This is a genomic window from Gilliamella sp. A7 (assembly GCF_002142015.1).
GTDB lineage: Bacteria > Pseudomonadota > Gammaproteobacteria > Enterobacterales > Orbaceae > Gilliamella > Gilliamella apis_A.
Genome location: NZ_NASN01000030.1, coordinates 17,266 through 27,727 on the forward strand (window position 1 = coordinate 17,266; position 10,462 = coordinate 27,727).

The 10,462-nt window shown below is 32.0% G+C and carries 13 protein-coding genes; 3 read left to right on the top strand and 10 right to left on the bottom strand.

The genetic code is table 11. The features are described from left to right. The first annotated feature begins 4 nt into the window (after positions 1 to 4). A complete protein-coding gene (gene modB / locus B6D18_RS08285; RefSeq protein ID WP_065651810.1) occupies positions 5 to 694 on the top strand; it encodes a molybdate ABC transporter permease subunit in 690 nt (229 codons plus the stop codon). A gap of 6 nt (positions 695 to 700) precedes the next feature. Further along, the gene (modC, locus tag B6D18_RS08290) at positions 701 to 1,381 is read left to right on the top strand and encodes a molybdenum ABC transporter ATP-binding protein (RefSeq protein WP_086364029.1); all 681 of its coding nucleotides are present in this window, start codon (positions 701 to 703) and stop codon (positions 1,379 to 1,381) included. Here the strand turns inward: modC and B6D18_RS08295 are convergent. From B6D18_RS08295 to B6D18_RS08310, 4 genes are all read right to left on the bottom strand, one after another. After that, positions 1,360 to 2,112 (bottom strand): UDP-2,3-diacylglucosamine diphosphatase, encoded by a 753-nt coding sequence (locus tag B6D18_RS08295; protein WP_086364030.1) that lies wholly within the window; start codon positions 2,110 to 2,112, stop codon positions 1,360 to 1,362. The genes modC and B6D18_RS08295 overlap by 22 nt on opposite strands. Beyond that, positions 2,105 to 2,596, bottom strand: a complete 492-nt coding sequence (ppiB, locus tag B6D18_RS08300) for a peptidylprolyl isomerase B (protein WP_086364031.1) — start codon at positions 2,594 to 2,596, stop codon at positions 2,105 to 2,107. Before ppiB ends, B6D18_RS08295 begins: the two co-directional genes overlap by 8 nt. Before the next feature lie 68 nt (positions 2,597 to 2,664). Further along, the gene (gene folD, locus B6D18_RS08305; protein WP_086364032.1) at positions 2,665 to 3,516 is read right to left on the bottom strand and encodes a bifunctional methylenetetrahydrofolate dehydrogenase/methenyltetrahydrofolate cyclohydrolase FolD; all 852 of its coding nucleotides are present in this window, start codon (positions 3,514 to 3,516) and stop codon (positions 2,665 to 2,667) included. 70 nt (positions 3,517 to 3,586) lie between these two features. Next, positions 3,587 to 4,279: a DUF2884 family protein gene (locus B6D18_RS08310; protein ID WP_158092548.1), complete on the bottom strand. Its 693-nt coding sequence runs from the start codon at positions 4,277 to 4,279 to the stop codon at positions 3,587 to 3,589. A 281-nt stretch (positions 4,280 to 4,560) separates the two neighbouring features. Here B6D18_RS08310 and B6D18_RS08315 point away from each other — a divergent pair, with 281 nt between their 5' ends. Beyond that, positions 4,561 to 4,827, top strand: a complete 267-nt coding sequence (locus B6D18_RS08315) for a GrxA family glutaredoxin (RefSeq protein WP_086364034.1) — start codon at positions 4,561 to 4,563, stop codon at positions 4,825 to 4,827. Between the two features lie 52 nt (positions 4,828 to 4,879). Here the strand turns inward: B6D18_RS08315 and tsaB are convergent, their stop codons facing one another. The 6 genes from tsaB to B6D18_RS08340 form a co-directional block, all read right to left on the bottom strand. Continuing rightward, the gene (gene tsaB / locus B6D18_RS08320; protein ID WP_086364035.1) at positions 4,880 to 5,560 is read right to left on the bottom strand and encodes a tRNA (adenosine(37)-N6)-threonylcarbamoyltransferase complex dimerization subunit type 1 TsaB; all 681 of its coding nucleotides are present in this window, start codon (positions 5,558 to 5,560) and stop codon (positions 4,880 to 4,882) included. Then, positions 5,557 to 7,491, bottom strand: coding sequence for an ATP-dependent DNA helicase (locus B6D18_RS08325; RefSeq protein ID WP_086364036.1), 1,935 nt, complete (start codon positions 7,489 to 7,491; stop codon positions 5,557 to 5,559). Before B6D18_RS08325 ends, tsaB begins: the two co-directional genes overlap by 4 nt. A gap of 291 nt (positions 7,492 to 7,782) precedes the next feature. Then, positions 7,783 to 8,757, bottom strand: coding sequence for a glycosyltransferase family 8 protein (locus B6D18_RS08330; RefSeq protein WP_086364037.1), 975 nt, complete (start codon positions 8,755 to 8,757; stop codon positions 7,783 to 7,785). A gap of 10 nt (positions 8,758 to 8,767) precedes the next feature. Next, positions 8,768 to 9,163, bottom strand: coding sequence for a glycosyltransferase (locus B6D18_RS08335; protein WP_158092549.1), 396 nt, complete (start codon positions 9,161 to 9,163; stop codon positions 8,768 to 8,770). Then, positions 9,156 to 9,359: a hypothetical protein gene (locus B6D18_RS12605; protein ID WP_158092550.1), complete on the bottom strand. Its 204-nt coding sequence runs from the start codon at positions 9,357 to 9,359 to the stop codon at positions 9,156 to 9,158. The genes B6D18_RS08335 and B6D18_RS12605 overlap by 8 nt, the downstream gene beginning before the upstream one ends. A gap of 276 nt (positions 9,360 to 9,635) precedes the next feature. Continuing rightward, complete coding sequence (locus B6D18_RS08340) at positions 9,636 to 10,289, bottom strand: glycosyltransferase family 9 protein (protein ID WP_158092551.1); 654 nt, start codon at positions 10,287 to 10,289, stop codon at positions 9,636 to 9,638. Positions 10,290 to 10,462 lie beyond the last annotated feature (173 nt).

The window sequence follows — 10,462 nt, forward strand, 5'->3', positions numbered from 1 at the left end:
AAAGATGATATTAACTGAATTTGAATGGCAAACATTGCTGCTAAGCTTAAAAATAGCTGGAGCAGCAATAATCTTTAGCCTACCATTAGGGATCTTAACTGCTTGGATTTTAGCAAGATGTCAATTCATAGGTAAATCATTGTTTGATAGTATTGTTCATCTTCCATTAGTTTTACCGCCTGTTGTTTTAGGCTATCTACTACTTTTGACGATGGGACGTCATGGTATTATTGGTGAATGGCTAAATAACTATTTCCATCTCAGTTTCAGTTTTAATTGGCAAGGTGCTGCCTTAGCCTCTGCTGTGGTGGCATTCCCTCTTATGGTCAGATCGATTCGATTAGCGATTGAATCAATTGATTCAAGATTAGAAAAAGTCGCAAGAACCCTTGGCGCTAAACCATTTCGTGTTTTTATGACCATTACTTTACCATTAGCATTTCCGGGCATTTTAATGGGAACCGTACTTGGTTTCGCGCGTTGTCTAGGTGAATTTGGCGCAACAATTACTTTCGTTTCAAATATTCAAGGTGAAACTCGTACAATTCCTTTGGCTATGTATACCTTATTACAGATCCCTGATGGCGAGTCCGGTGCATTACGGCTTTGCATTGTTTCGATAGTATTATCATTAATTGCCTTATTTTTATCAGAAATGCTTAATCGTTGGCATAAAAAGAAGTTAACAGGATAGTTCGTCATGTTAAATATAAATGTGAGCAAAAAACTCGCCTCGTATGCTTTCCAGTTTAAACATGAAATTCACTGTCATGGCGTGACGGCAATTTTAGGTGTCTCCGGTTCAGGGAAATCAACACTGATTAACCTTATTAATGGTTTGATTAAACCAGATATCGGTTATATTAAACTAAATCAAACTACTTTGGTTGATACTGAAAAAGGAATTTTTACAACCCCAGAAAAAAGACAAATTGGTACTGTCTTTCAAGATGCATTGCTTTTTCCCCATTATAAAGTTTTAAAAAACTTAACTTATGGTGCAAAATCATTGAATACAGAAAGATTTGACGAAATAGTTTCGGTACTCAACATTGGTTCACTTCTTAATCGTTATCCAGCAATGTTATCGGGTGGTGAGAAACAACGTGTTGCCATTGGTCGAGCGCTATTAGCTGAACCAAAATTATTACTAATGGATGAACCACTCTCAGCTTTAGATATGCCTCGTAAAAAAGAGCTATTAAGTTATATTGATAAACTAGTAAATGATCTAAATATCCCTATTGTTTATGTAACGCACAATATCAATGAAGTTAAACGCATTGCACAACACGTAGCGGTTTTAGAGCAAGGGAAATTACAAACCTATGGTGATACTGAACAAATTCTACAAAGTGATTATTTGAAAGAGTGGTTATAAAGTTCTAAAGTAGCGCTATTTTTTTCTTGTTTTATATACGAAATGCCATCATGCCAAGCTCCTAACACAATTCTAGTTGCTGGCTCGTCATTAATATAAAGATGATGTGTAGCAGGTTTATGTGTATGTCCATGAACCATAATACTAGCGTTATTGGCAATCATCATATCAATGACAGCTTTTGGATTTACATCCATAATAGTTTCAGATTTGATTTGATTATGCTGGCTGCTCTCTTTGCGTAATTTAGTGGCAATTTTTAAACGTATTTTTAATGGCAGTAATAGAAATAATTTTTGTAGCCATTTTTTATGCATGATTTTGCGGAATTTTTGATATTGAGGATCATCAATGCAAAGCAAATCACCATGCAGAAATACAATATTTTTATTCTGATTAACTAAACAATTAATATCGCTTAATAAATTCATATCACAGCGTTTAGCGTAATGCTTACCAATCAAAAAATCACGGTTCCCATGTACAAAGAATTTTTTAATATGGCGTAAGGTGAGTTCTTTTAAAGCATCAGCAATTTGATTATGTAATATTGACTGTACATCATCACCTACCCAATAATCGAATAAATCACCAAGTATATAAAGCTCACATTGATTAGGTAATTGCTTAAGAAAAGACAAAAAACCTGCTGTTATATCAAAATGATCTACAGCAGGCTGATTGTCTGCAAGATGAATATCTGCAATAAAAAAACGAACCGGATTATTCAACCGTTACACTCTTAATTATGACATCTTCTACAGGAACATCAGAATGCATGCCACTACGACCAGTTTTAACCGCTTTAATCTTATCAACCACATCCATACCATCGACAACTTCAGCAAAAACACAATAACCATAGCCATTGATATCTGATGAGCGATAATTTAAATAATCATTATCAACGACATTGATAAAAAATTGCGCTGTCGCAGAATGAGGATCACTTGTACGCGCCATGGCTAATGTACCTCGATTATTTTTTAAACCATTATCAGCTTCATTCTTAACCGGCGCTTTAGTTTTTTTCTGTTTCATACCAGGTTCAAAACCACCACCTTGAATCATAAAATTATTAATAACACGATGGAAAATGGTATTGTTATAAAAACCTTCTTGGCAATATTCAACAAAATTTTTAACCGTTTCTGGAGCTTTGTCTTCAAAAGTATTAATTTTAATATCACCTAATGAAGTATGAAATATAATCATAAAATGTTCCTTAATTTCATTTTATTACGTAAAAATTGTTAAAAGGTGAGCTATATCTTTTAATATGCTTACTCACTAAATCTTTCACATGCTTCTAATGTATTACTCATTAACATTGCTACCGTCATCGGTCCAACACCACCAGGCACTGGCGTGATCCAGCCAGCACGTTGGCTAGCAATATCAAATTCCACATCACCAACTAATTTTCCATCTGGTAAACGATTAATACCAACATCAATCACAATAGCACCCGGTTTTATCCATTCGCCTTTGACATAATTGGGTATACCGACACCAGCCACAACAATATCTGCATCACTGACATGCTTTGCTACATCCACTGTTCGGCTATGAGTGATTGTGGTTGTGCATCCTAGAAGTAATAGTTCTAAAGCCATAGGACGACCAACAATACTCGACGCACCAACAACTGTTGCATTTAAACCCGATAAATTAATACCGGTTGATTCTAACATCTTAACAACACCATATGGCGTACATGGACGTAATATTGGATCACGTTGTAATAAATGACCAATATTATAAGGATGAAAACCATCAACATCCTTTCGAGGATCGATACGCTCTAGAACTTTAGTTTTATCAATATTATCCGGTAAAGGCAATTGAACTAAGATACCGTGAACATCAGATCGTTGATTCAATTCATCAATTAATGTTAATAATTCATCAGTGGTCGATGATGGAAGATCATAAGCAAAAGAAGCAAAACCAACATCATCACAAGCTTTTTGTTTATTTTTCACATAAATTTTCGAGGCCGGATCCGAACCAACTTGTATAACAGCCAAGCCGGGAACTGATAAACCTTGTTCAATACGTTTTTTTACTTTTTGAGCAATTTCATTGCGTATTTGCAATGCTAATGCTTTGCCATCAATTATATTCGCAGTCATAAGCCGATTACTTCTTTTACCTGATGATTGTAGATAAGATATTCTCGCAAAAGTTTTAATTATTGTCTATTCACTTGTCGGTCGATTGACTAAGTTCTGTTAAAATCTGTTGATATTGTAGATCCACATTTGTAATAACAGAGCAAATATGAGCATCAAAGGCTTTGAGTTTTGGTTTTTGAGCCTTCCATTCATTTTTCGAAATATCTTTAATAGCAGCAATGTTTTTAAAAAAATTAAACTCTAAAATACTGCCACCAATAACATTATAAAAAATACGTTCACCAATATCGCGCCCATCTTTTTTCAATTTATTAAAATTTTGATAATAAAATTTTGTGCTGCCATTCTCGCTAATAAGGGAACCATGTAATAGTTTTACTAATCTTTTATATAATTTATTTAACTCGCTATGCAGTTCACGATCATCACTCAACTTTCTGGTTATTGCCTGATCAAAAGCAACTTTCACTTCAGACAACAAGCTTAACGACTGCTGCTCTAGTTGGGGTAATTGTGAACGTAAACCTTTTTGAAACTGATTTAGTTTTTCGCGTAATGATGGATTTGGTAATATTATTTTTTTATTCAATATCACCTGACCTTCATTCATAATAGATAAATCATTTGATTTATTAAATATATGGATTTCGTCCTTATTTATTACAATATCGTAACTAGGTTTTACAGAGCACTCTTTTTGTGCTGCAAACGCGGTTATTGATAAAGCTAATGACAAAATAAATATCACTTTTTTTAACATACTGACATCCATTTAATGGTTGAAATTAAAATTATAGCGAGTAATATCAAATTAGCACTATTTGTGAGGCTTAAAAAAGCCCTTTCCTCAAAATTTTTTTATAATAAAAGATAAAATGCTCGATAAAGTATCTAAATTATCAAAGCTTATACCATACCAACTTTGCAAGTGTTATATCAATAGGTATAATCTATTATATCAACTATATTTAACTACTTTTTTTTATTTTAAACTGAAGTATAGTTAATTCAACAATTAAATTTAACTATTAGAGGTGAACTATGTATGCTGTAATTTTCGGACGTCAAGGATGTCCATATTGTGTGCGAGCTAAAGAGTTAGCAGAAAAATTATCACAAGAACGAAATGACTTTTCATATCGTTATGTTGATATCAATGCTGAAGGTATTACCAAAGAAGATCTTTCAAAAAGTGTTGGTAAACCAGTTGAAACCGTACCCCAAATTTTCATTGATGAAAAACCAATTGGTGGTTGTACTGACTTTGAAGCTTATGCCAAAGCAAATTTGGGATTATTTCAAGAATAAGTATTAAGCCTAATTTTACAGCAGATAACGCATTTCGATGGCTTATCTGCTCTTATCGACCGGGTAATTTTTGCCATGTTACTTCATTGCGCAAATAGGTTGGCTCAACATCCTCAACTTTAACAACATCTTTTCTTAACCATTTTTGCTGGGCGATAACCACCAAATCTTGTGCTTCAGGTAACAACACTTCACTTGGTTTAATCATTGCTAACATATTAGGATAAGTTTGCCAGCCAGTACCTGCCGAATAATCATCATTATCAGTATGTTGAATTTTAGTTACCACATCTTTTGGTTTAATCACACATTCAGGAATGATCGATCGCCATTGTTGATCTTGATAATGGTATTGTCCTAAATAGACTTCTCCCATTCTAGCATCTATTGCTGGAATAACTTTAGTTGCACATTTAGTTCTATAAGCACCTTGTGCTAAAGTTTGCAATGTCGATACACCTATCATTGGTACATCAATACCGAGAGCTAAGCCTTGAGCTACTCCAATCCCTATCCGCACTCCAGTAAAGCTGCCAGGACCTTGAGCAAAAGCAATTGCATCAAGTTGTGAAAGACTACACCCAGCTTGATGCAAAATCTTATCCACCATGGGTAAGATTTTTTTGGTGTGATCTCGCTCTGAAATAATGAAATCATGAGTGATTTCATTTTGATAAAATAATGCGACTGAACAAGCTTCTGTTGAAGTATCAATGGCTAAAATAGTACTCATTTGCTTTCCAAATTATCAGTTATCGATTCACTGTTAGATAATAAAAAATTGATGACCTTATTTATATCTCGCGTTCTTGGCGAGAGTGGTAAACTATTAATAAATGTTGCGCCATATGGTCGCATGACTAATCGATTATCACAAATAATAATTGCACCACGATCATTGTGATGACGAATTAATCGCCCTACTCCTTGTTTTAAGGTAATAACAGCTTCAGGTAATTGAACCTCATTAAATGCATCACCACCTTGCATTTGGCAATCGTCCATTCGAGCTTTAATTAAAGGATCATCAGGTGAGGTAAAAGGTAACTTATCTATAATAACACAAGAAAGTGTGTCACCTCTAACATCGATTCCTTCCCAAAAACTGCTAGTTGCAATTAATAGAGCGTTACCACTATGAATAAATTGCTCCAATAATTTTACTTTACTGGTATCACCTTGAACTAAAACAGGTAATTTAGTCAATTCTCGAAACTTTGTCGCTAAAGCATTCATCATGGCATATGAAGTACAGAGGAAAAAACAACGACCTTTATTAGCTTCAATAACCGGTAATAGAATGTCAACCAGTTTTTCAGCATTACCTTGTTCATTTGGTGATGGTATATATCGTGGCACACACAATATTGACTGGTTGTTATAGTCGAAAGGGCTTTCTAAAATCAATGAGTCAGAATTAGTTAACCCTAAACGTTTGGTGAAATAATCTAATTGATTATCTACTGATAAGGTTGCTGATGTAAAGATCCAGCTCCCTTTGCGCTCGATTAATAACTCTGCAAATTTTTCAGCTACCGACAATGGTGTTAATGCGAACAGAAAAGAACTATATGAACTCTCATACCAATAACTAAAACCTGATACATGTGTTTCTGTAAGACGCTTTAGCAATAGTTGATACTGGTTAACGCGATCAAAACAATTATCTAACGTGGTAGAGCGCCCTATCGCTAATAAAAGTACTTCTTTGCAAAAATCAAGGGCATCAAATAGATAAGATAATTCTTGTTTAATGTTAACTTGATTAAATAGATAACGCAGGTTGCCTTTATTATTTTGCTGATTTATTAATAATCGTAAGTCTTGGGTACATTTTTGTAGTTTATCAGCACATTGCTGTAACTGAGACATATCTTTGACTTCGGTTCGATAAGCTAAATTTATCTCTTTGGCTAAATCAAACAGTTGTCGGCTTGTTAACTGTTCCCCAAAATAGTGGCATGCTAAGTCTGGCAGTTGATGAGCTTCATCGAATATCATTACATCAGCTTTAGGAATCAGTTCGCCAAAACCAGTATCTTTTACTACTACATCAGCTAAAAACAGATGATGATTGACCACAACAATATCAGCATTTAACGCTCGCTTACGAGCTTTAACCACATAACAATCATTATAGTGTTCGCATTCACTTCCTAAACAATTATCATTAGTGCTAGTTAAAATTGGCCAAATTGGGTTATCTTCGGTTACCGTTGTACATTTACTAATATCACCGTCTTTGGTTTTAATTGACCAATTTTTGACGCGGACAAGGTCTGTACGTAAATTCTTATCTAAATCACCGGCAGCTGCATATTGATGATACATGCGTTCTAAACAGAGATAGTTGGCTCGACCTTTAAGAAGTGAAATTTTACCAGTATAGTCCAAAGCTTTTTTGATAATCGGCAAATCTTTACTATACAACTGTTCTTGCAAATTTTTTGAGCCAGTTGAAATGATGACTTTCTTTTCACTTCGTAATGCAGGAACTAAATAAGCGAAGGTTTTACCTGTACCTGTTCCGGCTTCAACTACCAGTGATTGTTGTGCTTGTATTGCTTTAGTGACTTTGTTTGCCATCTGTCTTTGTGGGGTTCTTGCAACAAAACCATCAATAGCTGTCGCAAGTAAACCATTTTCTGCAAAATCATCAATCACTTAAAATACACCTAATCAAAAGATAAGCCCTATTTATATATTCTAGAAAATTTGTTAAAGAAATAATTAACGTTAGTAAAATATAACGTCCTCTTAAAATAGGTATGAAACAATAGTCATAAAATTGGATAATTAACCATCAAGACAATGAGGTATACTATATCAATAACCAAGTCAAAAATATACACATGAACTTCAACTATAAATAAAAGGATTAGTTAGAAATAGGTTAAAATTTCTCTAATCTATTAACTAAATAAACTTGAAATCAACAAAATTATTAACCTAATATTATTTTTTAAATTTAGTTTTCAAATAAATAATATAATGTTTTATTCCTGATAGATATTTCTTTTGCTTAAACATTAATTTTGCATAAGCACGAATTGAAGAAGTTTTTCTTGAACTATACAATGGCAAATCATCATTTCGCCATGGTGATTTTTCTAAGTAAGAGTCGAATAATTTGGAACGATAAGGTTGGTGCCAAGGCTTATTTTTAGTAATGTAATGAATAAATAAAGTATCATTAGGAACATTTGCATCTTCATTACCATCAATTGATAATGGTAATAAATTATTAAATTTTGAGGGCAAGATTAGCCTTTTTTGGCCAACACTAATATTTAAAACATCTTGATCAGGAAATTGATATTTTTCACCGTTATTTAATAGTTTTAATGATTTGTCTGTAATTTTATTTTCACACCAAAGTGAAATGTTAATTAACATAACACCAGAGTTAAAATAAGTGCCATGGACCACATTATATTTCGCACATTGCCTTTGTTGCATATATGGAACATCTGCAATAGCTGCAACGATAATACCATTTAAATCAATATTATTAATATCTGTTAATCTGTTAATACATAATGTATCACTATCAATATAAAGTAATTTATCTGTAGTATTTTTTAATATTATTGGCGCTATTAAGCGAACACAAGCTGAAAGCGGAAATTGTTCCGTATTTTGTTCATCAACTTCAAACTCATCATTAACAACATATTCAGTAATAGATATATTATCAAGTTTGATTTCTTTGAATTTACGTCTATTTTCATCAGAAAGATTGTGCGTAAATAAATGAAAATGGATCTGCTGTAAAGGATTATTCTCAAAAACAGAAAAAATATTCACACCAGCAGGCAATGCATAATTATCATCAAAACATAATAAAATATGTAAAATAGATTGGTTATTATCAAAATCACATGACAAAAACTCATTTCTTTTATTAATAAATTCATCTACTTGAATCACAACTTTACCCTTATCGTTTTTTAAACACTTTATACTTGAGATAAAGCAAATAATATTTACAAGCCAAAAAATATCTTTTTTGACTGGCTAAAACTTTTTCATAACGCCTTGTAGTTGAAGGCGCATTTTTGTTAACTAATAATAATTTTTTCTTAGCCAATGACGAAACAGAGATATAACATCCATAAAAAGGTGTTAGATATAATTGATACCATGGATTATTCCCTGTCACATAATGAATAATAACAGTATTATCACTTAAAATGCTATCTTCTTTTCCACCAACAGTAAGTGATGTAAGTTGATTAAATATTTTCGGTAGAAACTGAGTTTTACCTTGCATTAATATATTCAGAACATCCTGATCGGCAAATTTGTAAACTTTACTACTACTATTATTAATCATTGCACTTATCACTTCGCAATGCAGAAACCAAGAATGCAAAGGTTTTACCTGTACCAGTTTCCACTTCAACCAACCTTGATTGTCGTGCTTGTATTGCATTAATAACTTTGTTTGCCATCCGTCTTTGTGGCAATTTTGCAACAAAGACATCAATAACTGTCGCAAATAAACTATCTTCTGCAAAATCATCAATCACTTAAAATACACTTAATTAAAAAATAAGCCCTATATACTTTAAAAATTTATTAAAGAAATAATTAACGTTAGTAAAATATAACATCCTCATAAAATTGGCATGAAATTAGATAATAAATTACGAGAATAATAATAAATAGTATAACTATGAATGCTTAAAAAATAGAAGTTATTTAATAGTTAAAAACTATTTTTTACATTTAGGTAATGCATTTTTTAAATTTGTTTATGAGTTAAATTTTTAATTATTTATTATAAATACAATTTCATAGTATTGTTATTCCATACAAGATAATATCCTTTGACTAAATTCTTCATTATCAACTTTTCTTAAAAAAGATTTGTAAAAAACAATTTGTTTGGCATTTGGATTATTAGGAGCCCATAATCGATCATAACAATATGGCAATTCAACCAATAAATTGTTCTTTTTTAAGTAGGATTTATCAACTAAATTATTGCATATATTACGATAGTATTCCTTCCATTTTTTCCGCATAGTTAAATTAATATCATCAGTTTTTTCAGACGATATGGATTCGGAATAAATTGTTAAACATGGCAAATCAAATGTTGCCGATATGTGAACAATGGAAGTATCAACCGTTACAACATATGACGCTTCTTTTATTAGAGCAATAACATCTAAAATGGAGTTTGATTGAAATATTAGTCCTAAATTAGGATCAATATTTTTAAGTTTATTTTGTTCGCCAATAAAGATAATCACATGATCTGGCTTTATTTTTTTTAATAGATCAACTAAATACTCCATTTGCCATTGAGATAATTCTCGTTTTTTTGCTCCACCAAAAGGATTAATAATTACAAATTCAGCTATATTATATTTTTTTATAAATTCATTAATATATTTTTTATTATCTTCTGCAATATATAAGTTATAGCTTTTATCATAATTTTGAATATTCATATAATCGTATATTTTATTCATTTGATTGGTAATGTGTGAATCGTTATTATAATAGGGAATTGAAATATTATATGATTTCACATTACTTTTATTAAACCCCATTAAATTGGTCGAATTAGTAAATGCACAAAATATAATTTTTTTCATCTCAAAAGAATAGAACGGTCTTGTGT